General features: G+C 71.4%; 21 protein-coding genes and 1 pseudogene. 12 read left to right on the top strand and 10 right to left on the bottom strand.

What is annotated here, in order from left to right; all coding sequences use genetic code 11:
* The 5 genes from CR470_RS11295 to CR470_RS11315 all read left to right on the top strand — a co-directional run.
* Positions 1-2,379, top strand: a 2,379-nt coding sequence (locus CR470_RS11295) for an amino acid adenylation domain-containing protein (protein ID WP_143663801.1), incomplete at its 5' end; no start/stop codon positions are given.
* Complete coding sequence (locus CR470_RS11300; RefSeq protein WP_097867453.1) at positions 2,369-4,051, top strand: phytoene desaturase family protein; 1,683 nt, start codon at positions 2,369-2,371, stop codon at positions 4,049-4,051. The genes CR470_RS11295 and CR470_RS11300, both read left to right, overlap by 11 nt.
* A complete protein-coding gene (locus tag CR470_RS11305; protein ID WP_097867454.1) occupies positions 4,048-5,772 on the top strand; it encodes a phytoene desaturase family protein in 1,725 nt (574 codons plus the stop codon). The genes CR470_RS11300 and CR470_RS11305 overlap by 4 nt, the downstream gene beginning before the upstream one ends.
* Positions 5,769-6,824 (top strand): MDR family NADP-dependent oxidoreductase, encoded by a 1,056-nt coding sequence (locus CR470_RS11310; protein WP_097867455.1) that lies wholly within the window; start codon positions 5,769-5,771, stop codon positions 6,822-6,824. Before CR470_RS11305 ends, CR470_RS11310 begins: the two co-directional genes overlap by 4 nt.
* 48 nt (positions 6,825-6,872) lie before the next feature.
* Positions 6,873-8,063, top strand: a complete 1,191-nt coding sequence (locus CR470_RS11315; RefSeq protein WP_179892217.1) for a cytochrome P450 — start codon at positions 6,873-6,875, stop codon at positions 8,061-8,063.
* Between the two features lie 84 nt (positions 8,064-8,147).
* Here CR470_RS11315 and manD read toward each other — a convergent pair whose 3' ends face one another.
* The 6 genes and pseudogenes from manD to CR470_RS39490 form a co-directional block, all read right to left on the bottom strand.
* On the bottom strand, positions 8,148-9,362 hold the full coding sequence (gene manD / locus CR470_RS11320) for a D-mannonate dehydratase ManD (protein WP_097867457.1): 1,215 nt from the start codon (positions 9,360-9,362) through the stop codon (positions 8,148-8,150).
* Between the two features lie 37 nt (positions 9,363-9,399).
* On the bottom strand, positions 9,400-10,245 hold the full coding sequence (locus CR470_RS11325; RefSeq protein WP_097867458.1) for a carbohydrate ABC transporter permease: 846 nt from the start codon (positions 10,243-10,245) through the stop codon (positions 9,400-9,402).
* On the bottom strand, positions 10,242-11,234 hold the full coding sequence (locus CR470_RS11330) for a carbohydrate ABC transporter permease (RefSeq protein ID WP_097867459.1): 993 nt from the start codon (positions 11,232-11,234) through the stop codon (positions 10,242-10,244). Before CR470_RS11330 ends, CR470_RS11325 begins: the two co-directional genes overlap by 4 nt.
* Positions 11,234-12,553 (bottom strand): annotated as a pseudogene (locus CR470_RS11335) (ABC transporter substrate-binding protein). Before CR470_RS11335 ends, CR470_RS11330 begins: the two are co-directional and overlap by 1 nt.
* Before the next feature lie 290 nt (positions 12,554-12,843).
* A complete protein-coding gene (locus tag CR470_RS11340; RefSeq protein WP_097867460.1) occupies positions 12,844-13,662 on the bottom strand; it encodes a FadR/GntR family transcriptional regulator in 819 nt (272 codons plus the stop codon).
* A gap of 105 nt (positions 13,663-13,767) precedes the next feature.
* Positions 13,768-13,905 (bottom strand): hypothetical protein, encoded by a 138-nt coding sequence (locus tag CR470_RS39490; RefSeq protein ID WP_179892218.1) that lies wholly within the window; start codon positions 13,903-13,905, stop codon positions 13,768-13,770.
* An 83-nt stretch (positions 13,906-13,988) separates the two neighbouring features.
* Here CR470_RS39490 and CR470_RS11345 point away from each other — a divergent pair, with 83 nt between their 5' ends.
* Positions 13,989-15,257: a pyroglutamyl peptidase gene (locus CR470_RS11345; RefSeq protein ID WP_097867461.1), complete on the top strand. Its 1,269-nt coding sequence runs from the start codon at positions 13,989-13,991 to the stop codon at positions 15,255-15,257.
* A gap of 97 nt (positions 15,258-15,354) precedes the next feature.
* Here the strand turns inward: CR470_RS11345 and CR470_RS11350 are convergent, their stop codons facing one another.
* Positions 15,355-16,053 carry a hypothetical protein gene (locus CR470_RS11350; protein ID WP_097867462.1) on the bottom strand — a complete coding sequence of 233 codons (699 nt, stop codon included), beginning with the start codon at positions 16,051-16,053 and terminating at the stop codon, positions 15,355-15,357.
* 319 nt (positions 16,054-16,372) lie between these two features.
* Between CR470_RS11350 and CR470_RS11355 the strand changes: the two genes are divergently transcribed.
* The 3 genes from CR470_RS11355 to CR470_RS41135 are packed head-to-tail and all read left to right on the top strand — an operon-like array spanning position 16,373 to position 20,766.
* Entirely contained in the window at positions 16,373-17,836 is a 1,464-nt protein-coding gene (locus CR470_RS11355; RefSeq protein WP_257138582.1) for a DUF4331 domain-containing protein, read from the top strand.
* Positions 17,833-19,095: a tetratricopeptide repeat protein gene (locus CR470_RS11360; RefSeq protein ID WP_097867464.1), complete on the top strand. Its 1,263-nt coding sequence runs from the start codon at positions 17,833-17,835 to the stop codon at positions 19,093-19,095. Before CR470_RS11355 ends, CR470_RS11360 begins: the two co-directional genes overlap by 4 nt.
* Positions 19,096-19,098: 3 nt before the next feature.
* On the top strand, positions 19,099-20,766 hold the full coding sequence (locus tag CR470_RS41135; RefSeq protein WP_097867465.1) for a nickel transporter: 1,668 nt from the start codon (positions 19,099-19,101) through the stop codon (positions 20,764-20,766).
* 70 nt (positions 20,767-20,836) lie between these two features.
* Here CR470_RS41135 and CR470_RS11370 read toward each other — a convergent pair whose 3' ends face one another.
* Positions 20,837-21,373: a cysteine hydrolase family protein gene (locus CR470_RS11370; RefSeq protein ID WP_097867466.1), complete on the bottom strand. Its 537-nt coding sequence runs from the start codon at positions 21,371-21,373 to the stop codon at positions 20,837-20,839.
* A 122-nt stretch (positions 21,374-21,495) separates the two neighbouring features.
* Between CR470_RS11370 and CR470_RS11375 the strand changes: the two genes are divergently transcribed.
* The 3 genes from CR470_RS11375 (at position 21,496) to CR470_RS11385 (ending at position 24,777) form a co-directional block, all read left to right on the top strand.
* Entirely contained in the window at positions 21,496-22,680 is a 1,185-nt protein-coding gene (locus CR470_RS11375; protein ID WP_097867467.1) for an alcohol dehydrogenase catalytic domain-containing protein, read from the top strand.
* 48 nt (positions 22,681-22,728) lie between these two features.
* Positions 22,729-23,775 carry an SDR family oxidoreductase gene (locus tag CR470_RS11380; RefSeq protein ID WP_097867468.1) on the top strand — a complete coding sequence of 349 codons (1,047 nt, stop codon included), beginning with the start codon at positions 22,729-22,731 and terminating at the stop codon, positions 23,773-23,775.
* Positions 23,776-23,889: 114 nt separating this feature from the next.
* Entirely contained in the window at positions 23,890-24,777 is an 888-nt protein-coding gene (locus tag CR470_RS11385) for an SDR family oxidoreductase (RefSeq protein WP_179892219.1), read from the top strand.
* A 178-nt stretch (positions 24,778-24,955) separates the two neighbouring features.
* On the opposite strand, the gene CR470_RS11390 is transcribed toward CR470_RS11385, so the two are convergent.
* A complete protein-coding gene (locus tag CR470_RS11390) occupies positions 24,956-25,603 on the bottom strand; it encodes a class F sortase (protein WP_097867469.1) in 648 nt (215 codons plus the stop codon).
* Positions 25,604-25,655: 52 nt separating this feature from the next.
* The gene (locus tag CR470_RS11395; RefSeq protein WP_097867470.1) at positions 25,656-26,288 is read right to left on the bottom strand and encodes a hypothetical protein; all 633 of its coding nucleotides are present in this window, start codon (positions 26,286-26,288) and stop codon (positions 25,656-25,658) included.
* Between the last annotated feature and the right edge of the window lie 566 nt (positions 26,289-26,854).

Consider the following 26,854-nt stretch of genomic DNA (forward strand, 5'->3'; position numbering starts at 1 on the left):
GACGACACCGCCGCCCGGCTGCGGGCGCTCGGCGTCGGCGAGGGCTCGGTGGTCGTGCTGTGCCTCGACAAGTCTCCCGAGCTGATCGCCGCCCTGCTCGGCGTGCTCAGGGCCGGCGCCGCCTACCTCCCGCTCCGCCCCGACCAGCCCGCCGACCGGCTCGCCCACCTCGTGACGACCACCGGCGCGGCCCTCGTCCTCGTCGCGGACGACGCCACGTCGGAACAGACCGGAGCCCTGACCGTCCCGACCCTCACCCTCGCCGCGCTCGGACGCACCGAACCGCACCCGGAGGGACCGGCGGCCGAGACCGGCCCGGACTCGCCCGCGTACGTCATCACCACCTCCGGATCCACCGGCCGGCCCAAGGCCGTCCGCGTCAGCCACCGCAACCTCGCCTCCGCCCACGCCGCGTGGCGCCAGGAGTACCGTCTGGACACCGACGTCCGGACGCACCTCCAGATGGCCGAACCGTCCTTCGACGTGTTCACCGGCGACCTGGTGCGCGCCCTGTGCTCGGGCGGCACCCTCGTCCTGGCCGACCGCGACCTCCTCTTCGACACCACCCGGCTCTACCGGACGATACGTCAGGAGCGCGTAGACTGCGCGGAGTTCGTACCCGCTGTCGTCCGCGGGCTGATGGACCACTGCGCACGGGAGGGGCTGTGGCTGGACTTCCTGCGGCTGCTGGTGGTCGGCTCGGACGCCTGGAGCGTGGGGGAGTACCGCCGGCTGGCCGAACTGTGCGGACCCGGCACCCGCCTGGTCAACTCCTACGGACTCACCGAGGCCACCATCGACAGCGCGTTCTTCGAGGGACCCGTCGACGACCTGGAACCCGGCGCGATGGTCCCGATCGGCCGGCCCCTGCCCAACAGCACCCTGCATGTCCTCGACGCCCATGGCGAACCCGTACCGCCCGGCGTGCCCGGCGAACTCTGGATCGGCGGCGACGGTGTCGCCCTCGGCTACGCCGGGGACCCCGAACAGACCGAGGAGCGCTTCGTCACCCGGGCGCTCGGCCGGGCCGCCGGCGCCCGGCCCGAACGGCTCTACCGCACCGGCGACATCGCCCGCTGGGACGCGCACGGCCGGGTCCACCTCCTGGGCCGGACCGACGGGCAGGTCAAACTGCGCGGCCACCGCATCGAGATCGGCGAGATCGAGGCACAGCTCGCCCAGTGGCCCCCGCTCGCCCGGGCCGTCGTCACCGTACGCACCGACACCGGGGGAGACGCGGCGCTCTGCGCCTACTGCGTACCGGCGCCCGGTGCGGCCCTGGACGTCCGGGCCCTGCGCCGCCACCTGGCGCGCTCGCTGCCCTCGTACATGATCCCGTCCCACTTCACCGAGCTGCCCGCCCTGCCGCTGACGGCCAACGGCAAGGTCGACACGGCCGCGCTGCCCGCCCCCCGGGCCGAGGAGGGGAACCGGCCGCACGAGGAGCCCGTGACGCTGTACGAGGTCAGCGTCGCCCGCCACTGGAGGACCCTGCTCGGACGCGAACAGATCGGCCTGGAGGACGACTTCTTCGAACTCGGCGGCAGTTCGATCAAGCTCATCGAACTCCTCCACCACCTGCGCACCGAGTTCGGCGTCGGCGTCCCCGTCAGCAGGCTCTACCAGGGCACCACCCTGCACGGCATGGCCGCCACGGTGGAGGACGTCCTGCTCGGCACCGCCGCCGACGAACTGCCCAGCCTCACCTTCAACGCCGGCCAGGCCCCCGCCCTCTTCTGCTTCCCGCCCGCCGGCGGCCACGGACTCGTCTACCGGGGCCTGGCCGCACAGCTCCCCGACCACTCCGTCACCGGCTTCAACTACCTTCCCGGCGACGACAAGGTCGCCCGGTACGCCGATCTGATCGAGGCCGCCCGGTCCGATGGCCCCTACCTGCTCCTCGGCTACTCCCTCGGCGGCAACCTCGCCTTCGAGACGGCCAAGGAGCTGGAGCGGCGCGGTCGCCGCGTCGCCCACGTCGTCATCATCGACTCCCGCCGCATCCTCGACGCCTACGAACCGGACGCCTCGGGCATCGCCGCCTTCGAGACCGAACTCGCCGACCACGTACGCAAGCACACCGGATCCGATGCCGTCGCCCGCGAGACCCTCGCCCACGCCGCCGAATACCTCGCCTTCTGCGGCCGGACCCCCAACACCGGCACGGTCGCCGCGACGGTCAGCGTGATCACCGACGAGGAGAAGGCCGCCCTCTACGCCGCCGGGGAGCACGGCACCTGGCACGGCAGCTCCACGGGCGCCACCGCCGTACTGCGCGGCTCCGGTGTCCACGCCGACATGCTCGACGCCAAACACCTGCCCCGCAACGCCGAGCTGGTGCGGTCCGTCCTGACGGGAGGCGCGGCCCATGGCGGATGACGACGGCACCGACTGGACCAGCAGGGAACGCGACCCGGGCACACCGCCCCGCGTCATCGTCATCGGCGCGGGCGTGGCCGGCCTCTCCACCGGCATCTACGCGCAGATGAGCGGAGCCAGGACCCGCATCTTCGAGAAGCACGTACTGCCCGGCGGCTGCTGCACCGCCTGGTCCCGCGACGGGTACCTCTTCGACTACTGCATCGAATGGCTCATCGGCACCGCCCCGGGCAACGACGCCCACCGGGTGTGGAGCGAACTCGGCGCGCTCGACGGCAAGACGGTCACCAACTTCGAGCTGTTCAACAAGGTCGAGGACGCGTCGGGCCGGTCGGTGACCTTCTACAACGACCCCGACCGCCTGGAGGCCCACCTCCTGGAGGTCTCACCCGCCGACGCCCCGCTCATCCGGGCCTTCGCCCGGGACCTGCGGCGCTTCATCGACATCGAGCTGTACCCGTTCCTGACCGCGCCCGCGCTGCGGACCGTACGGGAGCGGGCTCAGACCCTGCGCACGGTGCTCCCCGCGTTCCGGCTGTTCTGGCGGACCGCCGCCACCCCGATGCACGTGTTCGCCGACCGGTTCCAGGACCCGCTGCTGCGCAAGGCGTTCCGCAACATCTTCTTCCAGGACCCCGAGGGCTTCCCGCTGCTGCCGTACCTCTTCAACATGGCGGCCGCCCACCACGGCAACGCGGGCTTCCCGCAAGGCGGTTCGCTCGGCCTCGCCCGGTCCGTCGAGGAGCGCTACCGGAGCCTGGGCGGAACGGTCACCTACCGGGCCCGCACCGAGCGGATCCTGGTCGAGAACGACCGCGCGATCGGCATCGAACTCCGCAACGGAAGGCAGTACTTCGCCGAACACGTGGTCTCCGCGTGCGACGGCCACACCACCGTGTACGGACTCCTGGGCGGTCGGTACACCGGCCCCCGCATCGACAAGCTCTACACCGACCTCCTCCACCGCCCCGGCACCCTCTTCCCCGCCGTCGTCTCCGCGTTCGTCGGCCTGCGCGGCGACCTGGAACCCGAGGAGGCGCACAGCACGACGCACCTCCTCGGCCCGGACGACGCGGCCCACCTCCCCGGGGCGCTCCAGGACAGCCTCGTCGTGCAGGCCCGGTCCCGCTACTCCGGCGGCTTCGCACCGCCGGGCCACTCCGTCCTGCACTGCACCTACTTCAGCGACTACGCCCACTGGAAGGACCTGCGCACCAGGGACCGCAAGGAGTACCGCCGACGCAAGCGCGAAGTCGCCGAATTCGTCCGCGACTTCCTGGAACGCCGAACGCCCGGCATCGCGGAGCGCATCGACATCATCGAGGTCGCCACACCCGCCACGACCCACCGCTACACCGGGAACCTCGGCGGTTCCATCCTCGCCTGGAAGGCGTTCTCCGAGGCCGACGACGTCGCCACGCGCCTGGTCGGCAAGGACCGGATGCGGCTGCCCGGACTGAGCGGCTTCTCCATGGCCGGGCAGTGGGCCGGCATGGGCGGCCTGATCCGCGCCGCCTCCACCGGCCGCTTCGCCGTCCAGTACCTCTGCCGCGAACTGGGCCTGGAATTCCGGGCCTGGGAGAGCGAGGGCACCGAACCCTGGCACCCCGGGAAGCTGGGACACCTGCCCCAGCTCGACCGGTGGTCCGCACGGGAGAGCGAGGACTCATGAGCGGGAACAGGAACGGGCCCCGGCCCGGCGGCGCCCGCCGGCCCCGGGAGACGATGATCATCATCGGGGCCGGTCTCGGCGGGCTCTCCACCGGCTGCTACGCCCAGATGAACGGCTACCGCACCCGCATCCTGGAGATGCACGAGCTGCCCGGCGGCTGCTGCACCGCCTGGGATCGCGGCGGCTTCACCCTGGACGCCTGCGTCAGCTGGCTCCTCGGCAGCGGCCCCGGCAACGAGATGCACCAGATCTGGCTGGAGCTCGGGGCCCTCCAGGGCAAGGAGATCCGCCACTTCGACGTCTTCAACATCGTGCGCGGCACGGACGGCCGCGCCGTCCACTTCTACTCCGACCCCGACCGGCTCGAAGCCCACCTCATCGACATCTCGCCGGCCGACGCGCGGCTCGTGCGGAAGTTCTGCGCGCAACTGCGCAGCTTCCGCAAGGCGCTCGCGGTCTACCCCTTCCTCAAGCCCGTCGGACTGATGGGACGCCGGGAGCGCTGGCGGATGCTCGCCTCGTTCCTGCCGTACCTCAACTCCGTCCGCACCACGATCACCGTCCTGATGAGCGACTTCTCCGCGAGGTTCAAGGACCCCCTTCTGCGGCAGGCCTTCAACTTCATCCTCTACGAGAAGCACCCGGCCTTCCCCGTCCTCCCCTTCCACTTCCAGCTCGCCTCGCACGCCAACCTCTCCGCCGGAGTCCCCGAGGGCGGCTCCCTCGGTCTCGCCGAGTCGATCGAGGCGCGCTACCGCCGGCTCGGCGGCGAGGTCTCGTACAACACGAAGGTCGAGACGGTGATCGTCGAGGACGACCGGGCGGTGGGCGTCCGGCTCAGCGACGGTCAGGAACTGCGCGCCGACATCGTCGTGTCGGCCTGCGACGGCTACACCACGACCATGCAGTTCCTGGGGGGCAAGTACCTGGGCGAGGACTACCGCAAGCTCTACACCGAGACCATCCGCGAACCCGGCATGGTCTTCCCCGGCTACTTCACCCTCTTCCTCGGCCTCTCCCGCCCCTTCCCCGAAGGGGAACCCTGCACCACCTACCTCCTCGACGAGGCCACGGCGGCCGAACTGACCGGCATCCGCCACTCCAGCATCAACGTCCAGTTCCGCAGCCGCCACTACCCCGAACTGTCCCCGGACGGCACCACCGTCGTCTACGCCACCTACTTCTGCGACATCGCCCCCTGGCGCGCCCTGGACGAGGGCCCCGAACAGATCACCCGCACCCGCGGCGGACAGGAGCTGCACACCCTGCCCGTACGGCACGGGCGCGGCTACTACGTGGCGAAACGGCGGGCCCGCGAGACACTCGTCGGCTTCCTGGAACAGCGCTACCCCGGCCTGCGGGACGCGATCGTCGTCCGTGACGTCTCCAGCCCCCTCACCCAGGTCCGCTACACCGGCAACTACGACGGCACCGTCCTCGGCTGGCAGCCCTTCGTCGAGAGCGGCGAGCGGCTCGAAGAGCTGATCAGGAAGCACGGCCCGGGACTTCCCGGACTGCGCGACTTCTACCAGTCCGGTGTCTGGGCCACCACCGGCGGGCTCATCCGGGCCGCCGCCGCCGGACGCCACGTCATGCAGTTCGTCTGCCGCGACGACGACCGGCCCTTCACCGCGTCGCTCGACCTCACCGCACCACCACCGACCCACCGGGTCATCCCCGTGCCCGTCCGCCCCGCCGCACCGACGGAGAGGAAACGATGAAGATCGCGAAGTGGGTGGTCCGCGAGCACGTCGAGGGCGTCCCCGACGTGGACCGCGTCTACGAGAAGGTCGTCGAGAACCTCGACGTGGCCCTCGCCCCCGACGAGATGCTCCTTCGCACGCTGTACGTCTCCGTCGACCCCTACCTCCAGGGCATCGCCCTCGACACCCCCATCGGCCGGCACATGGGCGCCGACTCGATCATGGAGGTGGTGGAGGCGGGACCGCGCGCCGCCCACCGTGTCGGCGACCTCGTACAGGGCTTCGGCGGCTGGCGCACCCATGTGATCAGCACCGGCGCGCCCGAACTCTGGCAGACCGGCACGTTCCCCATGGTCTTCCCCGCCTACCGCAGGCTCGACCCCCGGTGGTACGACGACGCCCTGCCGCTGCCGACCGCCCTCAGCGTGATGGGCGGCCCCGGCATGACCGCCTGGGGGACCCTGACCAAGTACATGACGATCAGCCCCGGCGAGACCCTCGTCATCAGCGGGGCCTCCGGCTCGGTGGGCGCGCTCGTCGGCCAGCTCGCCGCGCTCGCCGGCGCCCGGGTGATCGGCACCACCTCGTCCCCGGAGAAGGCGGAGTACCTCACCGGCCTCGGGTTCGACGCCGTGATCGTCTACCGCCACGGGGACGGCGCGGACACCGTACGCGACGCACTCGCCCGTGCCGCCCCCGACGGTGTCGACCGGTACTTCGACAACCTCGGCGGCGCGGTCACCGACGCCGTGTTCCCCCTGCTCAACATCGGGAGCCAGGTGGCGGTGTGCTGGCAGTGGGCGACCCAGGTCGGCAACGAGAGCACCGGCCCCCGGCTCCTGCCCTACCTGATGTTCCCGCGCGCCACGGTCCGCGGCATCTTCTCCCTGGAATGGTTCACCGAACAGAACTGGCAGGACCTCCACACCGACCTGGGTAGCCGCGTCCGGCGCGGCGAGGTCGTCTGCGACCACACCCTGCACCGCGGCTTCGACAGGATCCCCGCCGCCTACGGCAGCCTCTACGGAGACCGGACGGCCAACCGGGGCAAGGTGCTCGTCGAACTCTGACCGCGGCCCTCCCTCCCCACCATCCAACACCCCTGCCCAGGAGGCACGTTGACCACCATCGACCCCACGCAACCAGTCCCGGAGCCGATGCACCGCCTGTTCTTCGAGGACCCCGGGCCGCCCCGCCCCGCCGAGCTGCCGGACGGCGGCCCCGCCTGGCTGGTCAGCCGGTACGGCGACGTCCGCCACGTGCTCTCCGACCCGCGGTTCGGCCGGGCACAGCTGTACGCCCCCGACGCGCCCGCCCTCTCCGGCGTCCCCGACCTGGTGAACGACCCCGACCTGATGTTCAACCAGGACGGCCCCGACCATCTGCGCCTGCGCCGCACCCTGCGACGCGCGTTCACCCCGAGAGCCGTCGCCCGCTGGCGGCCGTGGATCGCGGCGATAGTGGAGGAGCTCCTCGACCGGCTGGAGACGCGACAACGACCGGCGGACGTCGTCGCCGAGTTCACCCTCCCGCTGCCGGTGGCGGTGATCAGCCGCCTCATGGGGCTCGACGAGTCCGCGTGGGACCGGATGCGGCACTGGAGCGAACACGCCTTCTCCGACGGCACCCACGAGGGCGAACAGGTGGCATCGGTCCTCAAGGACTTCAGCGCGTTCGGCGCGGACCTCCTCGCGGAGCGGCGCCGGGCACCGGGCGAGGACCTGATCAGCAGTCTGGTCGCGGCCGCCGACGATGAAGGAGGCGTTCCCGAGGCCCAGTTGGTCAGCCTGGTGTGCGGCCTGGTCGTCGGAGGCCACGACAGCACGATGACCATGCTCGGCAACGCGCTGCTCTACCTCCTGGGCGAACGCCGTGAGACCTGGCCCCGCCTCGGCGTCGACGAGGAGGCCGCCGGACGCCTCGTCGACCGCCTCGTCCACCTCGTCCCGCTGGGCGACGACCGGGGCAGCACCCGCCACGCCGCCGAGGACGTCGAGGTCGGCGGGGTGACGATCCCGGCCGGTGCGATCGTGCTCGCCGACTGCGGCATGGCCAACCGCGACCCGGAGGTCTTCCCGCCCGCCACCCTCCACGACCTGTTCGCCCCGCTGGAGGCCCCCACGCTCTCCTTCGGCGCCGGTCCCCACTACTGCCTCGGCGCCTGGCTGGCCCGCACGGAGCTCCAGCTCGCCCTGCACCGCCTGGCCGCCCGCTTCCCGGACCTGCGCCTGGCCGCCCCCATGGACACGGTCGCCTGGCGGACCGGGACGACCTCCCGCAGCCCGCAGCGGCTGGGTGTCAGGTGGTAGGGCCCGGTTCCGTCCCGTTCTCGGCCTGGTGGGACAGACCCGCGCGTGCGAGGCCCGGGGCTCGCCGGGCCCCGCACCGGGGGCTCACCAGTCGTGGACGGTCCCGTCGTGGAGACGGTTGACCGGCAGATACGCGGCCGCGTACGGGTGTGCCGCGGCCAGCTCCTCGTCGAGCTCCACGCCGATGCCGGGCTCCTCACCCGGATGCAGGTAGCCGTCGGTGAAGGTATAGGCGTGCCGGAACACCGCGTCGGTGAGCGGGGTGTGGCCCGAGAACTCCTGGATGCCGAAGTTGTGCACGGCGAGGTCCAGGTGGACGGCGGCGGCCATCCCGACCGGGGAGATGTCCTCGGGGCCGTGGATCGCGCTCCTGATCTGGTACTGCGCGGCGAAGTCGAAGAGCTTCCGCAGCGGGGTGACGCCGCCGAAATGGGTCACCGCCGAACGCACATAGTCGATCAACTGCTCCGTGATCAGGGTCTGGTAGTCGTACACCGTGTTGAACACCTCGCCGACGGCCAGCGGCGTGGTGGTGCCCCGGCGCACCAGACGCAGCGCCTCCTGGTTCTCGGCCGGGGTGCAGTCCTCCAGCCAGAACGGCCGGTAGGGCTCCAGGTCCTTGCCGAGCCGGGCGGCCTGCACGGGGGTGAGCCGGTGGTGGGCGTCGTGGAGCAGCGGCAGTTCGGCGCCGAACTCCGCGCGCACCGCCTCGAAGACGGCCGGCACATGGCGCAGATACGCGGCGGTGTCCCAGTCCTCCACCAGGGGGCGGGCCTGCTGGTGGAGAACCGCGGCGCCGGTCTCGTCGGTGTCCGACACCCCGTACACGGCCTTCAGGCCGGGGACGCCGGACTGGATGCGGACGGCGGGGTAGCCCTCGGCGAGCCGGGCCCGTACGGAGTCGAGCAGTTCGGGTATGTCCCGGCCGTTGGCATGGCCGTACGTCCCGATCCGCTCCCGGCTCGCACCGCCCAGCAGTTGGTACAGCGGCAGCCCGGCGGCCTTCGCCTTGATGTCCCACAGTGCCACGTCGACGGCGGCGATGGCGGCCATCGTCACCGGGCCGCGCCGCCAGTACGCACCCCGGTACAGCGACTGCCAGGTGTCCTCGACGCGGTGCGGGTCGAGCCCGATCAGCAGAGGGGCGACATGGTCGGTGAGATAGCTGACGACGGCCAGCTCCCGCCCGTTCAGTGTGGCGTCGCCGAGGCCGGTGAGCCCTTCGTCGGTCGTCAGCTTCAGGGTGACGAAGTTGCGGCCCGGGCTGGTGACGACGACCTTCGCGTCGACGATCTTCATGCGTGTGTGCTCTTTCCGCAGGTGAGGGGGTGGAGGGTCAGCCCTTGGTGGCGCCGGACGTCAGCCCGGCCACCAGATACTTCTGGCCGAGGACGGCGGCGAGGACGACCGGCACGGTGATGAGGGAGGCGGCGGCCATCAGACCGCCCCAGTCCGTGCTCGCGTAGGAGATGAAGTTGAACAGGGTGACCGGCACGGTCTGTGTCCGGTCGTCGGAGAAGACCAGCGCGAACATGAAGTTGTTCCAGCTGAAGACGAAGGCCAGCAGCGACGCGGTCGCCGTTCCCGGGGCCGCGAGCGGCAGCGAGATGCGCCAGAACGCGCCGAAGGCGCTCAGCCCGTCGGTGCGGGCGGCCTCCTCCAGCTCGACCGGCAGCCCCGCGAAGAAGCTGATCATGATCCACATGATCAGCGGCACCGAGACGAACATATGGCTGAGGACCAGCACCGTGTAGGAGCCGACCAGGCCCATCCGTGCGAACAGGTAGTACCAGGGCACGAGCAGCGAGATCGCCGGGACGATGCGCGCGACGAGGATGACCGAGCCGGTGCGGTGCATCGAGAACCGGCCCACCGCCCAGGCCGCCGGTACGGCGATCACGGCGGAGAGCACCGTCGAAACCACCCCCACCAGCAGGGAGTTGCCCATCGACCGCACGATCTGCCCGGCCTCGACGACCGCGCGGAAGTTGTCCAGCGTCGGGGTGAACCACAGCCCGACCGAGGGATCCGTGACCTGGACGTTGGTCTTGAAGGCCGCGGCGAACATCCACACGAGCGGCAGCGCGAAGACGAGCGTCACGACGGTGATCGCGGCCCCGCGCAGCCATGACCCGTACGGCCGTCCACGCCGGGGGCGTGCGGGGGAGAGGGTGGCACTCATGTGTTCTTCCTTCCGCCCCGGCGGCGCAGCAGCACCACGACACCGATGATGAACAGCGTGAACAGGACCAGGACGGCGGCGGCCAGGCCGTACTCCTGGTAGTCGAAGGTGAGCCCGTAGGCGTAGACGTTGAGGGTCTCCACCTCGAAGTCCGAACCGCCGCCCGCGCCCTTGGTGGCGTAGAGGATGTCGAACGTCTTCAGGGCGTCGACGGCGCGCAGCACCAGCGCGGTGGCGAGCGTCGGCCCGAGCATCGGCAGGACGACGTGCCGGAAGCGCTGCCAGGCGTTCGCGCCGTCGACCAGTGCGGCTTCCTCCGGCTCCTCGGGCAGCGTGGTCAGGCCGGCGAGCAGCAGCAGCGTCATCATCGGAGTCCACTGCCACACGTCGATGAGCATCAGCGTCGGCAGCGACTGCCCGACCGAGCCGAGGAACTCCTGCCGGGGCACGCCGGCCGCTTCGAGCAGGTGGTTGGCGATGCCGTTCGTGGGATCGAGGATCAGCAGCCACAGGATGCCGATCGCGACCGGCGTGGCCAGCAGCGGAATGATGAGCACGGTACGGACCCAGCGCATCCCCCGGAACGGCTTGCGCATCAGCATCGCCAGGGCGAGCCCGAGCACCGTCTCCAGCACCACCGCGCCCACGGTGAACACCAGGGTGCGACGGGCGGCGGGCCAGAAGCGGCGGGTGTCGCCCAACGCGTCGGTGAAGTTGCGCAGACCGACGTGGGCGCTGTCGGCGTTCACCGCCCCGAAGGCGTCGGTGAGGCTGAGATTCAGCGTGAAGACCAGCGGGAAGACGATCATCAGGCCGACGAAGAGCAACGCCGGGGTGAGCATCGCCCACCTGAGCCGCCGGTTGGCCTGCTCGAACGTCCGCTGCGCTCGCCCCGTCCCGGGCGATGCCGGGTCCGAAGCGCGGTGGGTGGCAGGGACGTCCGAGCCCCGGGTGGCTTCCGCGACGCCGGTGGTCTCGGTGGCGGACATCAGGACTCCTTGTGGCGGTTGTCGCGTACGAGGAACTCGGCGAACTCGGCGTCCGCGTCGCGCGCGACCGGCCGTACGGACTCGCCGAGGATGCCCGCGACCAGCGGCCGGCCGACGATGTCCCGGGCCCTGCCGACCTGGAGGACCCGGGGCCGGTCGTACCCGACGCCGCGTTCGGCGTTGAGCCGCATGGCCTCGGCGAGTTCGGGCGGGAAGGCGGCCAGGGTCTTCGGGTCGGACCACACCGAGGAGCGGGCGCCGGGTATGCCCTCGGACTGGAGCGCGGCGGACATCTCGGGCCCGGCCGCCCACCTGATGAACTCCCAGGCGTCGTCGCGCAGACGGGAGAAGGTGTTGATGCCGAGACTCCAGGAGGGGATGTTGTGCGGCCGGGCCCCGGCCGCCCCGGCGGGGAAGGGGGCGAAGCCGACGCTCTCGCGCACCCGGGAGACCTTCGGGTCGAGGAAGCTGCTGTAGATCGCGTCGGCGTCGATGAAGAACGCCGCCTTGCCCTGCGCGAAGATCGGCATCGCCTGTTCGAGGCTCATGTTGGTCGCCCCGGGCGGCCCGGAGCCGGCCAGCAGGCGACCGTAGTAGGTGTAGGCGGCGACGGCCTCCGCGCTGCCGATCCCGGACTTCCCGTCCACGACGAAGTCACCGCCGTGCGAATAGAGGAAGCTCGACCACTGGGACACCGCGCCGCTGCGCTGCCCCCGGCCGACATAGCCGTAGAAGCCCTTGTCCCGGCGGGTCAGCTCCCGCGCGGCCTCCATCAGCGCCTCCAGGGTGCGCGGCGGCCCGCCCAGGTCCTCCACCAGGTCCTTGCGGTAGTAGAGGGCCGGGCGTTCGGTCACCACCGGGACGCTCAGCACCTTCCCGGCCGTTGTCGACGCCTCGCGCGGCGCCTCCTGGAAGTCGTCCCAGGCGAACCGGTCATCGTCCGCGAGCCGGTCGCCGAGGTCGGCGAGCCAGCCGTTGTGGCCGAAGAGCAACTGCTCCTGGAGCGCGCGGACCATCATCACGTCCACGTCGGTGCCGGAGGCGTTGAGCTTGACGTTGTAGCTGCTGGCGAGCTGGTCGGCGGTGAGCAGCGTCATCGAGACCCGCCGCCCGATCCGCTCCTCGAACTACGCGGTGCGGCGCTTGACCGCCTGGGACCAGACGTGGTTGATCGCCATGATCCGCAACGGAGCGTCGGCCGAGGGCTTGCCGCCCCCGCCCGAACAGGCGCTCAGCGCTCCCGCCCCGGCGGCCGCCGCGGCCCCTGCGGCGAGCCTGCCGAAGGCACGCCGGCTCAGGAGCTGGCTGCTCGTGGACATCCTCGTCCTCGTTTCTCTGCGGTACGTGTTGCCTGCCGGCCCTCGGGGGACCGGACTGGTCCGACCTGGTCCAACTGGTAGGACCAGTTGGTATACGCGGGACCGTAACAGCAGGGGAGCCTCCCCGACCAGACCCTGAAGCAAAGATTCCGCCTGCCGGACGGGCTGGGCGGCCCGGACGGGCCGGCGGGTGCGGGCCTGGCCGGGGCGGGGCGGAGTACGGGTCGGGCGGTCGACCCGGTCGGGCCGCCCAGCCTCCGGATGATCCCGTCCGGATGACCGCTACCGGACTACCGTCCCGGAGGCGTCCGGCGGTCCTCGGCCCGGTTCAGCAGCGTCTCGATGTGGTTGCGTGCCATCGTGTCGACCTGGACGTCGAGATCGGCCCCGTACGTCCGCAGGCCCAGCATCAGGTGCTCCCGCATCCGCGCGCAGGCGAGGTCCACGTCCCGCGCCTCGACCGCCTCGAAGATCTCCGGGTGGTGCGGTACCCCGGGCTCGCCGATCGACGGATCGGAATTCGACCGGAGCATCATCTCGAACATCATCCCGCCGATCGAGGACAGCATGATCCTCAGAACCGGGTTCTTGCTGGCCACGGCGATGGCCTCGTGGAAGTCCATGTCCGCCTGGGCCTTGACCACGACGTCGGTGGCCGACTCCAGGGCGTCCCGGGCGGCCCGCATCGCCGCGATGTCCTCGTCCGTGGCCCGTTCGGTCGCCAGCCGGACCATCTCGACCTCCAGCGGGATCCGCGCCTCGATGAGCTGCCGGACCGTGGGCCGGCCCGCCCGGTACAGAGCGTCGTACCCCCGGGCCTGGCCCGACGACTGCTCGCGGACGAAGGAGCCGCGTCCCGGAGCGACTTCGATCAGATGCTGGGCCTCCAGCCGCCGCAGCACCTCGCGCACGACGTTCCGGCTGGCGCCGAACTGGGCGGCGAGTTCCCGTTCGGAGGGGAGCTTCGTGCCGACGGCGATCTGGCCGGAGCGGATGTCGTGCTCCAGTTCACGGGCGATGCGCTCCGTCAGGAGCCCGCGCCGGGCGGGGTCAGCGACCGGACCCGGCCGCGCGGAACCCGACGGGGAGGAGGGGGCGGGCGGCTGCATGATCGCAGCGTACAGGCCGGTCGCGGCCCGGCGGGCATCCCCGGCACCGGCCCCGGCGCGAGGGGGCGGCGGCGTGCGACGGAGGCCGGAACAGGTGCCTGTCTCTTATACACATCTAGATGTGTATAAGAGACAGGCGCGAGGGGGCGGCGGCGTGCGACGGAGGCCGGAACAGGTGCCGCGCGCCGCCGAGACCTCGCCGGCGCTTCGTATGCGTTCTGCGAGCTCCGTCCCCTTCTCCACGTGCTTGCACGGTTCTTGCCGTGTGGCATCGCCTCCGGCGGTGCCGCGATACTGCGACGAGCCGTTGACCCGAAAGGACCCACGTGACGCACCAACTCTCCGCAACCACCCGGCTCGGCCTTGGCGGCGTGGCGCTTCTGCTCGTCCTCGCCGGCCCCACCCTGCCCGCCGCGGCGGCCCCGGCGGACACCGCCCACACCCCCACGGCGGCGACCGTCGAGGAACAGCGCCTCGACCGGGCCGCCCCGCGCGAGATCCTGCGGCGGAGCGGATTCGACGCCTTCGCCCCGGCCTTCGAGCGTGCCCTGCGGGGCTCCGGCGGCTACGCGCAGGCGGAGCGAACGGTGACCCGCCACGCCTCGGCACTGTGGAAGCGCGCCGTGGACCGCGCCCAGGGCCGCGGACCCGCCACGGGCGACCTGAGCCGGGGCGACGACCGCCCGCTGTACTGGGCCCGACTCGCGCTCAGCCGCGAACTGCGCGCGTGGACACCCCGGTTCGTGCTCTCCGACGAGCAGCGCGGGGCGTTGCACACCGCCCTGGAGACCTCCTCGCGCGGCCAGGACGACATCCGCTTCCCGGGGCACCGCGTGAAGCGGGTCCTCGTCACCGGCTTCGACCCGTTCACGCTGGACAGGGACGCCCGGATCGGCAATCCCTCGGGCGCGAGCGCGCTCGCCCTGGACGGCACCCTGGTACGGACCGCCGACGGGCCGGCCCGGATCGAGACCGCCGTCTTCCCGGTGCGCTGGACGGACTTCGCGGAGGGAACCGTCGAGCGGGTGCTCGCCCGCCATCTGCCGCACCTGGACCTGTTCACCACCGTCAGCCAGGGCCGCCAGGGCCGTTTTGACGTGGAGCGCACCAACGGCGCCTGGCGCGGCGGCTTCCCCGACAACGAGAACGAGACGAGTACCGGGACCGTCCCCGTCGACGACCCCGGCTCACAGCCGCAGTGGACCACGACCACCCTCCCGTACCGTCAGCTCGTCGCAGCGGAAACGGGCCCCTTCCCCGTGTACGACAACACCGAGGTCACCGAGATACCGGCAGGCGGCACCCAACCGGTGACCAGGCCGGACGGACCTACGCCCGGCTCGGCGTCGAGGGCCGGAGGCGGCGGCGACTACCTCTCCAACGAGATCGCCTACCGGGCCACCCTGCTGCGCGACCGGCTGGGGTTGCCGGAGCTGCCGGGCGGTCATCTGCACACGCCGGTCCTGCGGTTCGGCGCGGAGAACACGAACCCGCAGACGGGCGCCGTCACCGACCCGGACTTCGAGCGCAACCGCTCGGACATCGTCAGCCAGGTGGGCGAACTGGTGAGGACGGCGGTGGGGGAGGCGGACTGAAGCACCGCGGCTGCGGCTCGGCTCCGCCGCGGGCCGGCAGCGGGTGCCGGCCCGCCCCGCTGCCCGGCACGGTCACCGCTGGCCTTGGCGCTACGGGTTACGGGAAGGTCGGGAACGTAGGCGGCGTCGCCGCGCCCGGGACGTAGTCGAAGTCGGGCGTGAGCGTGCCGAAGAGGCTGCCCGCGCGCGGAGCGGTGGCTCCGGTGGCCGCCGCGAAGAGGTCCGCGGCTTCCTGGGTGACGTAGAACGGCGCCTTCTTGATGCGGAAGCCCGTGGGGCTCGGGCGGGCGCCGGCCATGACCTCGACGTAGGTGGACTCGGCGATCACCACTTCCTCCAGGAGCTTCTTGCCGTCGATCGATACGCCCGCCGAGTAGGCGGGAGTCGGCATGACGCGGATGAACGTGGACTTCAGGGTGATGGTCTTGCCGGACTCCTGGTGCCGGATCCTGAGGCCACCGGGATAGAAGATGCGCCCCTTGGAATCGAGCCCGTCACCGGCCGTCGAACCGATGGGCATGCTGAAACCCCGGCCGTCGGCGTCCATCACGAACGGGCTGATGGCCTCCAGGGCGATGCCCTCGCGCTCCATCCAGGCGAGGGTCTCGTCACCGATCGCCACCTGGGCATCTCCCCACGGGGAGATGTAGGCGCCCGGCAGCGGCGCGGCGGCTGCCGTTGTGATGGCGCCGGCCGGCTGCTGGGCGGCCGCTCCGGATGACGTCAGGCCGAGCGGGACGGAGAGCGCGGCCACGGCGGCCACGGCGATGAGACGGCGGATCGCGTGCATACCCATGGAGGGTTCCAGTCTGTGGGGAGGGTGGGGAGGCGTCGGATGCTCTTCCCCGGAGTGGCCACGAACGCGGGAACAGGACAGAGTTCGGCGTCGGGATGATGCTGCGGTCGAAGATCGACTTCGTGGTGAGTATGCCTATCGATGCATGGTTTTGCGACCATGCGGGGTGGTCGTTAGCCCATTCGATGGGAAAGTGCCACGCCGCGAGTGGTGCGCGACGCGGAGCAGTCACTCCAAGATCACCGGCGCCGTTGGCTGTTGCGACTCCCCTCCCGCAACAGCCCTGGAGACTCGCGTGCCCGGAACTCCCAGAACGTCCGTGACCAGCTCATCGGCCCGTCCACGCTTCGCTCTCCTCGCCGCTACCACGGCGGCGCTCACCGCAGCAGCCCTGTGCGGGCAGTTCATGGGCATCGGCCAAGCGGGCGGGCACATCGACGCCCCTTCGACCGTGCTGGACTCCCCGGCGGACCTGACCGACGTGTACGCCTTCACCAGCCCGGACGACGCGGACATGGTCACGCTCATCGCGAACGTGCGCCCCTTCCAGGTCCCCGGCACCGCGGCCAACGCACTGGTGGACTTCCCGTTCGCGACCGGCGCCCGGTACGAGATCCACACGGACGCCGACGGCGACGGGGCGCCCGACACCACCTACCGCTGGACCTTCCGGGACGAGGACCGCAGGCCCTTCGGGGTGGGACCGAAGGTCGGGCCGCTGCCGGTCAACTCGCTCGACGACCGGTCGCTCGGCGTACGCCAGAGGTACACCCTGGAAAAGGTCGAGGCGGGCGGCGCGGGCCGGACGCTCCTGAAGGACGCGATCGCCTCACCCACCCACACCGGTCGGACCCTGATGCCCGACTACGGCAAGCTGCGGAAGCAGGCGACCCACCAACTGCCCGGCGGAGGGCGGACCGTGGCGACCCAGGCGGCGGAGGCGTTCAAGGCGGACACCCAGGTCTTCGGCCTGTACACGGTCGGGACCAGCGGACCGGTACCGGGATGGCTGCCCGACGCCCAGCCGCTCTCGGCACTGAACGTGAACAGCCTGATCCTGCAGGTCCCCAAGAAGGAGATCGCCCTGAAGGGCGACCCGGAGCGCAACCCGGTCGTCGGCGTGTGGGCGTCCGTCTCCCGGCAGGGCGCGAACCTGGACCGCAGCCTTTCGCAGCAGGCACCGACCTTCCGCCAGGTGTCCCGGCAGGGCACCCCGCACCTCGCGTTCGCCCTGTTCGGCTCCACCGTCGGCCTGGCCCGACCCGGCGGGCCCGAAGACCGCTTCCAGGCACGTCAGCCGAAGGACGACCACCTGGAAGGAGACTTCCTGGCCGCCACCCTCGACCCCGTACCGCCGCACCGGATCGAGAGGGCCCAGGGCCGCACAGCACCGGCCACCCCGCGCCGCGACATCCAGGCCCTGTTCATGAAGGGCATCGGCAAGGACAACGGAGCCACGTTCGGCTTCGACCTCAACACCCACACGATGAACGCCGACGCCGACCCAGAGCGCATCGTGCTCGCCGAGCAACTGCGCCTGAACCTCGGCACCCCCGTCACCGCCGACCCGAAGATCCACGGTGTCCTCGACGGCGATCTCCAGGGCTTCCCGAACGGACGGCGGCTCAACGACAACATCGACGGGCCACTGATCCGCATGCTGGAGGGCGAGCCCGCCGGGCCGTCCGCCGCGCACCTGCTTCCGCGGCCGGTCCTCAGTCTGCAACCCGCCGACGCGCAGACCACCTTCCCGTACCTCAATCTGCCCCACGCGGGCCCGTGAGGCGTCTGCTCACCGCCGCGGGCGCGGCGGCGGCCGTGGCCGGGTGCGTGGCGGGACTCCTGTACCTCGGTCCCGACACCTCCCGGCCGTCGGCCACCACCGCGCCCGCGGGCGTGGCCGGAGAGGGCGCCGGCTCCGTGGACACCAACCGCACGAGGACGGAGACGTACCCAGACGACCCGGCAGCCTGGGCCGATCTGGCGCACGCCGAGATCGAGCGGGCCCGCACCACCTTCGACGCGGGTCCGCTCGATGTCGCCGACAAGGCGCTGCGCCGCTCCCTCGCCCTCGACGGCACGGACAACTACCGGGCCGTGACAGGCCGGGGACTGCTCGCCAACGCCCGGCACGATTTCGGCGAGGGGCGCGTGCACGGGCTGCGCGCCACCCGGATGGCACCCGACCGGCCCGACGGGTACGCCGTACTGGCGGACGCCGAGATCCAGCTCGGGAACTATCCGCAGGCGCGCCACGCCGTACAGCGGATGCTCGACATCGCCCCGGCCACGGCCGCCTACAGCAGAGCCGCCTACGACCTGGAGACCGGCGGGCGGCCCGAGGACGCCGCCATCGCACTCCAGCGAGCCGTGGACAGCGCGGTCACCCAGGACGAACGAGCCTTCGCCGAGGCCCGCCTGGGCGACCTGGCCTGGTCCCAGGGCCAGTCGGACCGGGCGGCACGGCACTACGGGCGCGCCCTGAGCGCCGTGCCGGCCCACCCCTACGGGCAGGCCGGAATCGCCCGGGTGGCCGCCGCACGCGGCGACACCGGTAAGGCACTTGAGCTGTACACGCGACTGGTCGAGCGGATGCCGCTGCCCCAGTTCCTGCTGGAAAGCCTGAACCTTCGGCGCGCGAGCGGGGATGCCCGCGGGGGGAGCGAGCGGGCGGCCCTCTCGGCGCAGGTGCGGATGGCCCGTGCGGACGGCGGGCCCGTCGACCCGCATCTCATCCTCTACGCGGCCGACCACGGCGACCCGAAGGCCGCGGTGGAGCTCGCGCGCAGGGAGTGGAAGAACGTCCGAAGCGTCATCGTCGCCGATGCGCTGGCCTGGGCCCTGCACCGCGCGGGACGCGGCACCGAAGCCCTCGCCCACGCACGGCGGGCGGCCGCCACCGGCTGGAAGAACGCTCTGTTCCGCTACCACCGGGGCGCGATCGAGCAGTCCCTCGGCCTGCCCGAAGGGTCCCGCCGTCTGAGCGAGGCCCACGCCCTGAACCCGCACCTCTCCCTGTACCGACCCGACGCAGATGGGTAGTCGATGAAGTTTCCCCGCCGCGCGACGGTCGTCGCGGCGTCCCTGCTCGTGCTGTCCGGCCCGACCGCGGTGCCGACGGCCCAAGCCCACCCGCTGGGCAATTTCAGCGTCAACCACTACGACGGACTGCGCTTGTCGCACGACCGGATCGAAGACACCGCGGTCGTCGACAGCGCGGAGATTCCCACCGCACAGGACGAGGAAGCGACGGACACCGACCGCGACGGCACGATCGCCCCGGCCGAGGCGGCGGACCGGGCAGCCCGGCGATGCGCCCGACTCGCCGACCGCACCCGCGTCTCGGTCGACGGCCGGCGCCTCGCCTGGCAGGTGAACCATTCCACCCTGACCTACGGGAAAGGTGACGCGGGAGTCCCCGTAGCCCGGCTGACCTGCACCCTGCGGGCCGAAGCCGATCTCTCCCGGCCCGCCGACATCACCTTCGCCTCGGGGGCGGACGTGGAACGGACCGGCTGGAAGGAGATCACCGCCGTCCCGGGCGGCCGCGTAGGGCTGGTCACGTCGTCGGTTCCCTCGGAAAGCCCGAGCGACGGGCTGCGCCACTACCCCGGGGAAGGGGAGGGACCGTCACTCGCCGTGGCCACCGCGGAGCTCCGTACGGAGCCGGGCACGGGCGCGGGCGCCGTCCCCGGCCCGGGTGCGCCGGGAGCGTCCCCGGCGGTTCAGCCACTGGACCGGGGCACCGTGCTCTTCCCCGCGCTGGAGCGCCGGCTCACCGACCTGACCGCGGGCCGGGACCTCACGTGGTCGGTGGGTCTTCTCGCCGTCCTGCTGACCCTGCTCCTGGGTGCGGGCCACGCCGCACTGCCCGGCCACGCGAAGCTGGCCGTCGCCGCGTGTCTGGCCCGGCGGGAAGGCGGCGTCCGTGCCGCCCTCGCGGTCGGAACGACCGTCACGGCCACCCACACCGCCGGGGTCCTCGCCATGGGCCTGATCCTCACCGCGGGAGCCGGCCTCGCCGGAGAACGACTGCTGGCATGGCTGGGAGCGATCAGCGGTGCGTTGATCGCGGCATTGGGAACGGTCCTGGCGGTGACGGCGGTACGGGCCTTGGGCACGGGGCGCCCACCGGCACCCTGGCACCACGCGCACAGCCACAGCCACGCGCACAGCCACGGGCACGGAAACAGCCACAGCCACGGGCTCGGGCCCGGACACAGCCACGGGCCCGGGCTCGGCGAGACGCGAGAGCACGCCCTCGCGCACGGTCACCGGCAGGACCACCTCCACCACGACCACGTACACCAGCATGCCCCCGGCCTCCCGCACGGCCACGGCGACCGCACGCACGGTGCGGGCCTACGCCCGCCGAAGACGCCGCGCCGCACCGGCCTTCCCGCACTCGTCGGCGTAGGACTCGCGGCCGGTCTCGTCCCCAGCCCCTCGGCCCTCGTCGTTCTGCTCGGTGCCATCGCGCTGAGCCAGACCCTCTTCGGCGTCCTCCTCGTCCTCGGCTACGGGCTCGGCATGGCCATCACCCTTACCGCCGCAGGCCTCCTGCTCTCCGGAGGGGGGAGCAGACTCGCCGCACTGAGCGAACGCCACCTGCCCTCCCTGCGCCGCTGTACCCGCTATGCGACGGTCCTCACCGCGCTCGCCGTCCTCACCGTAGGCATCAGCCTCACGCTGCGAAGCCTTCTCACCCTCTGAACCAGAGGTGTCGGCCGCCGGCCTGGTCCGGGAGCCACCAGCCTTCGCGGCACAGCCCCCGCGGTCATGATCAGAACGTGACGTCGTCCGCGGGGGTGATCCTGGCTCCCATGTTGCGTTCCATCATGCGCAGGGCCGCGTCGGCGAGGTCGCTGTGAATGTGTGCCACGGCATTCCCGGGGACGGTGACGCGCAGATGCCGGATGTGGGCGTCGAGCGCCGAATACAGCACGCACTGTTCGGTGACCTGTCCGCACAGTACGAGGTGATCGGCGCCCAATTGGGAGAGCAGATAGCTGAGCGGCGTCTCGTAGAAGATCGAATGCCGGGCCTTGACGACGAAGAGCGATTCATCGTCCGGAAGGATGGGTTCGACGAGCTCCGCGTTCTTTCCCGCGAGCGCTTTCTCGACGATCTCTCCGTGGTGGGATCGCCATTCTCCGAAATTGTCGTTCGCGTAGATGACAGGGACGTGTTCCGAGCGGGCGCGGGCGACGAGCCGGACGATGTGGGGGAGGGCCGTCCGGACGGAGGGAACGAGCAGGCCGGCGTCCGGATGATCGTACGCATTGATCATGTCGACCACGACGAGAGCACTGTTTCCCATGGATTCATCATCGCAAATGGACGGGTCGCGTTCGGCGCACGGCCTGTCCGCGTGTTTCACGCAGCCGGTGATGGGAACCCGGCACACTCGTTCGCGCAACCGGCGAAGGAAGGAGCGGGACTGTGCGCGCACTGACCTATCAGGGAAAGCGTGACGTCCGGGTGGAGACCGTCCCGGACCCACGGATCCAGGATCCGACCGACATCATCGTGAGGATCACGTCCACCGGGATCTGCGGCTCCGACCTCCATCTCTACGAAGTGCTCGGGCCCTACCTCGACCCCGGCGACATCCTGGGACACGAACCCATGGGCGTGGTCGAGGAGGTCGGGTCCGAGGTGACCGCTGTCGCGCCGGGCGACCGGGTCGTGGTGCCCTTCAACGTGTCCTGCGGTCACTGCCACATGTGCGGGCAGGGGCTTCACTCGCAGTGCGAGACCACCCAGGTGCGCGAGCGGGGTACCGGCGCGTCCCTGTTCGGGTACACCAAGCTCTACGGGCAGGTGCCCGGAGGCCAGGCCGAGTATCTGCGGGTCCCCTTCGGCAACGACCTGCCCATCAAGGTCCCGCACGGACCGTCGGACGACCGGTTCGTGTATCTCTCCGATGTCCTGCCCACCGCCTGGCAGGCCGTGGAGTACGCGGACATCCCTCCCGGCGGCAGCGTCACCGTCCTCGGCCTCGGCCCGATCGGCGCCATGGCCGCCCGGATCGCCCTCCACCGGGGAGCCGGCCTCGTCATCGGCGTGGACCTGGTCCCCGAACGCCTCGACCGGGTCAGCGCGTACGGAGCCACCTGCCTCGACCTGCGCCGCCACGGCAAGGACCTCGGCGACGCCGTCCGCGACCTCACGGACGGGCGCGGCACCGACGCGGTGATCGACGCGGTCGGCATGGAGGCCCACGGCGCGCCCGTGGTCAAGGCGGCACACACCGCGGTCGGCCTGCTGCCCGACGCGGTCGGACGGCGCCTCATGGAGACGGCGGGCATCGACCGCCTCACCGCGCTGCACACGGCGATCGACCTGGTGCGCCGGGGCGGCACGATCTCCGTCTCCGGGGTGTACGGCGGGTCCGCCGACCCGATGCCGCTGCTCACCCTGTTCGACAAGCAGATCCAGCTCCGCATGGGCCAGGCCAACGTCAAGCGCTGGGTCGACGATCTGCTGCCGCTGCTGGTCGACGACGACCCGCTGGGCGTGGACTCCTTCGCGACCCACCACCTGCCCCTCGAAGAGGGGCCCAAGGCGTACGCGACGTTCCAGAAGAAGGCCGACGGAATGATCAAAACCCTGCTCGTCCCCTGACACCGCCCACAGTGGACACGGGCCGGCGACGAAGAAAGGAAGCTCCGCGTGAAGAACGACAGTCCCCACCCGGGCAAGCGGGTCGTGGTCACGGGGGCCACAGGCAACGTGGGGACCAGTGTGGTCCGCGCGCTCGCCGCGGACCCGGACATCTCCTCGGTCCTCGGGCTGGCCCGCAGAAGGCCCGCGCTGGAGATCTCGAAGGTGGCATGGGACACCGTCGACCTGTCCCGGCCCAGCAGTGAGGAGCGGCTCACCGGCCTCCTGGACGGCGCCTACGCCGTCGTCCACCTGGCCTGGCGCTTCCAGCCCACCCACGACCCGCTGGTGACCTGGCAGAGCAATGTGCTGGGCTCCCAGCGCGTCTTCGACGCCGCAGCGCGCGCCGGAGTTCCCGCCCTGGTGCACGCCTCCTCCGTCGGCGCCTACTCCCCGGGGCCCAAGGACGAGCCCGGCGTGGACGAGCAGTGGCCCACGCACGGCTGGCCGGACGCGGCCTACTGCCGGGAGAAGGCCTACCTGGAACGGATCCTGGACACGTTCGAGCTGCGCCACCCGCAGATCAGGGTGGTACGGATGCGGCCCGGCTTCCTCTTCAAGGAGACGGCCGCTTCCGAACAGCGGCGGATCTTCGCCGGCCGCCACGCCCCCGGCCCCCTCCTGCGCCCCGACCTGCTGCCGTTCGTGCCCGACCTGGAAGGGCTGCGTTTCCAGGTGCTCCACACCGACGACGCCGCCGACGCCTACCGGCTGGCCGTGCTCCGCGACGTACGCGGCCCCTTCAATCTGGCGGCGGACCCGGTCATCGATGCCCGCGGGCTCGCGGACCTGCTCGACGCCCGGGTCGTGCGGATCCCGAGGGCGCTGGTGCGCACCGTGCTCGCCGGGGCGTGGCGGGCCCATGCCGTACCTGCCTCCCCGCACCTGTTCGACGCGGTGCTGCGGCTGCCCGTGCTGGACTCCGGCCGGGCCCGCGACACGCTGGGCTGGCAGCCCGCCCGCACGGCGGAAGACGCGCTGGGCGCGTTTCTGCGCGGCGTACGCACCGGCGCGGGCGAGAACACCGCGCCGCTGGCGGGACGGAAGATCGGCTGAGCCGGGGGCCGCAGCCCAGCGGGATCATGCGGCACGTCGGGCCGGTCCGACGCGCCGCACGATCCGGGCACAACCCCTGGACCGGACACGTTCGACGCACGTAGGAGACTCATCATGGCGAACCACGCACACCCGCAGGACCCCAACGAGCTCCACCCCCGCCCCGAATTCCCCCAGCAGGACCAGGGACACCCCGGCTGGACCGGCCCCATGGACCCGCCACCCGACCACGGCGAGGAGTCCTACCGGGGGTCGGGCCTGCTGGACGGCCTGAAGACGGTGATCACCGGTGGTGATTCGGGTATCGGACGCGCGGTCGCTCTCGCCTTCGCACGTGAGGGTGCGGATGTCCTGCTTACTCATCTCCCCGAGGAGGAGAAGGAGGCCGAGGAGACCGTCCGCCTGGTGGAGGACAGCGGCCGCAGGGCAGTGCCCGTCATCTGCGACATCCGGGACGAGAAGCAGTGCGGCTCGCTCGTGGAACGCGCCCTCTCCGAGTTCGGCCGCATCGACGTCCTGGTGAACAACGCGGCCTACCAGATGTCCCAGCCGGAGGGGATCTCCGCCATCTCCACCGAGCAGTTCGACCGCGTGATGCGCACCAACCTCTACGGGATGTTCTGGCTCTGCAAGAGCGCCCTGCCGCACATCCCGGCAGGCGGTTCGATCATCAACACCACCTCGGTGCAGGCGTACAAGCCGAGTCTCCATCTGCTGGACTACGCGATGACCAAGGGGGCGATCGTCACCTTCACCCAGGGCCTGGCCCAGATGCTGGCCTCCGACGGCATCCGCGTCAACGCCGTCGCACCCGGCCCCGTCTGGACACCCCTCATCCCGGCGACCCTGCCCGACACCGCCGAGTTCGGGAAGCAGAGCCCGCTCGGCCGCCCCGCCCAGCCCGCGGAAATGGCGCCGGCCTACGTCTTCCTGGCCTCCGCGAACGCCTCGTTCATCACCGGCGAGATCATGAACGCCACCGGCGGCACACCGCTTCCCTGACACCGGGCAGGAGCCGAACGGGGGGTGCGTGGACTGGTGTCGTCCTCGTGGCGGGACAGCGACGCCGGCGCGCGATCACCGCTCCGATGCGCGCGCCGAGCGGGTGGGTGCGGGGAGTCCCCGTCGTGAGGTCGGCCGGTACCGTGTCCCCGAGGTACCGGCCGCCCCCGAGCGGCGTTCAGGCCGCCTTCTTCAAGGACGTGAGGTGGGCGAAGACCACCACATTCGCCGAGTAGCCCGCCTTCTCGTCGAAACGCCCGCCGCAGGTCAGCAGCCGGAGTTCGGGCCGCCCCGTCTCCCCGTACACCTTGTCGTCGGGGAACTTGTCCTTCGTGTACGTCTTCACCGCATCCACCGTGAACACCGCGGTCTTGCGGTCCGCGCGCACTACGTTGACCTTGTCACCCCGGCGCAGTGCGTTGAGGTTGAGGAAGATGGCCGGGCCGGTCCTGGTGTCCCGGTGGCCCACGAGCAGGGCCGTGCCGTCCTCACCGGGCGACGGCCCCTTCTCGTACCAGCCCGTCAGCTTGGGCTTGCTCAACGGCGGGGCTTCGAGCCGGCCCTTCGCGTCGAGGCCGAGACCGGTGACCGCCGCCTCGATGAAGATGGCGGGAATGGCGACCTTCAGCGGGCGGGAGGGCGCCAGGGGGGCGTGCGAGGCGGGCACGTGCTTCTCGGGTTCGTGCGGTGCCCGTCGGAACGGCTCCCTCCCGCCGCCCGCGGCGTCGCTGCCGCGGGCGGCGGCGATCGTCTGGGTGTCCTCGGACGAATCCGAGGACACCCAGACGATGCCGGCCACCAGAGAGAACGTCACGCTCAGCGTCATGGTGAGACGGCAGGCGCGCGTCGGTCCTCGTCGTTGCCGTCGGCAGCGGGCGTTACGCCTGGCCACGGGCACGGCGACGTGCGGACCGGCGCATCATGATCAGGCCCGCGGCTCCTGCGGCCCCGGCGGCCAGAGCGGCGGCGGTTCCGGCGTTCGAGTCGCTCTCGGAGCTGATGGGCTCCATGTCCGGAACACCGCCGCCGCCCGCGGGGACCGCGCCGATGGGCTTCTGCGGCTTGTGGGGCTTGCCACCGCCGTGACCGCGGTCGGGGCACTCGACCTTGAAGCTCTTCTGCTTCGGGCCCGCCGGGACGACCCACACCAGCTGGTACGTGCCCTCCGGAAGCAGGTACGCCTCACTGCGCGCGCTGCCGTTGATGAGCGGAAGGGTGGCCAGCAGGGTGTTGCCCGGCGGCACGGTCGGGGGCTGCTCGGTGATCGTCCAGGGGACCGAGGGGAGCGACTCGAAGTTGCTCGCCGCCAGCACGAACTTGCAGACCTCGACGCCTTCGCGGTCACCGCGCGAGTGCCAGCTGACCGAGCGGATGTCGATGTCACCGCTGTCACCGGGGACGGCGTAGGCGGCGGGTGCTCCGGCCAGGGTGGCACCGGCGACGGCGACGGCGACGGCGACCTTGGCGCCCGTGCGGACGCTGCGGGAGCGGACGGAACTGGAGATGCGCATGGAGGCTCCTTCAAGCCGAGATGATTGTCGTACTGATCACCTGATCGCCTAAGGGATGCCATGAATCTTCGTAAAAGTCAGATAAGACACGAGAACATGCCAGAAGTGCCCTGATCGGCGGACAGCACACGAGTGGAACCCGGGAGCACGGACCGAGGAGGCCGACGACTGAGCCGCGCTGCTCGCACAGGCGGGCGCCCGCGGCGGCGAACACTGGTCCCCGGGGGACGCCGCGCATCGGCCGGCCCGCGCCCCGGCCGATGCCGTGTCTCCGAGGGAAGGGCTCCGTGATGTGCGCCGCGGTGATCACTCCAACCGCCGGTCGGCATCAGCGCCTGACGCTGCGACACCTCGGCCGCCCGGCCGGCAGAGCCGGATTCACCACGTCCCGGACGGGTCACACGGGGCGCGGGCAACGGTGCCGATCGACAGGGCCACCACGAAGGGGCCCATGATGAACGGAGCGGTTCCGCCGGCCCGCTCCTGGGCGGCGAGGGGCTGACCCGGAGCCTGGCAGACGTGAGTCACACCGTGTGCGTCTCCGCCGGCGCCCATGACAGCGCCGT

It is taken from the genome of Streptomyces sp. rh34 (assembly GCF_002551245.1).
In the GTDB taxonomy this organism is placed as follows: Bacteria; Actinomycetota; Actinomycetes; order Streptomycetales; family Streptomycetaceae; genus Streptomyces.

Bases quoted from the DNA above. Each gene is read 5' to 3' on its own strand.
- CR470_RS11340 (WP_097867460.1), bottom strand. From the start codon at position 13,662: ATGCAGCCGCCCGCCCCCTCCTCCCCGTCGGGTTCCGCGCGGCCGGGT.
- CR470_RS11300 (WP_097867453.1), top strand. From the start codon at position 2,369: ATGGCGGATGACGACGGCACCGACTGGACCAGCAGGGAACGCGACCCG.
- CR470_RS11305 (WP_097867454.1), top strand. From the start codon at position 4,048: ATGAGCGGGAACAGGAACGGGCCCCGGCCCGGCGGCGCCCGCCGGCCC.
- CR470_RS11370 (WP_097867466.1), bottom strand. From the start codon at position 21,373: ATGGGAAACAGTGCTCTCGTCGTGGTCGACATGATCAATGCGTACGAT.
- CR470_RS41135 (WP_097867465.1), top strand. From the start codon at position 19,099: ATGAAGTTTCCCCGCCGCGCGACGGTCGTCGCGGCGTCCCTGCTCGTG.
- CR470_RS11330 (WP_097867459.1), bottom strand. From the start codon at position 11,234: ATGTCCGCCACCGAGACCACCGGCGTCGCGGAAGCCACCCGGGGCTCG.
- CR470_RS11325 (WP_097867458.1), bottom strand. From the start codon at position 10,245: ATGAGTGCCACCCTCTCCCCCGCACGCCCCCGGCGTGGACGGCCGTAC.
- CR470_RS11395 (WP_097867470.1), bottom strand. From the start codon at position 26,288: ATGCGCATCTCCAGTTCCGTCCGCTCCCGCAGCGTCCGCACGGGCGCC.
- CR470_RS11350 (WP_097867462.1), bottom strand. From the start codon at position 16,053: ATGGGTATGCACGCGATCCGCCGTCTCATCGCCGTGGCCGCCGTGGCC.
- manD (WP_097867457.1), bottom strand. From the start codon at position 9,362: ATGAAGATCGTCGACGCGAAGGTCGTCGTCACCAGCCCGGGCCGCAAC.
- CR470_RS11390 (WP_097867469.1), bottom strand. From the start codon at position 25,603: ATGACGCTGAGCGTGACGTTCTCTCTGGTGGCCGGCATCGTCTGGGTG.
- CR470_RS11385 (WP_179892219.1), top strand. From the start codon at position 23,890: ATGGCGAACCACGCACACCCGCAGGACCCCAACGAGCTCCACCCCCGC.
- CR470_RS11310 (WP_097867455.1), top strand. From the start codon at position 5,769: ATGAAGATCGCGAAGTGGGTGGTCCGCGAGCACGTCGAGGGCGTCCCC.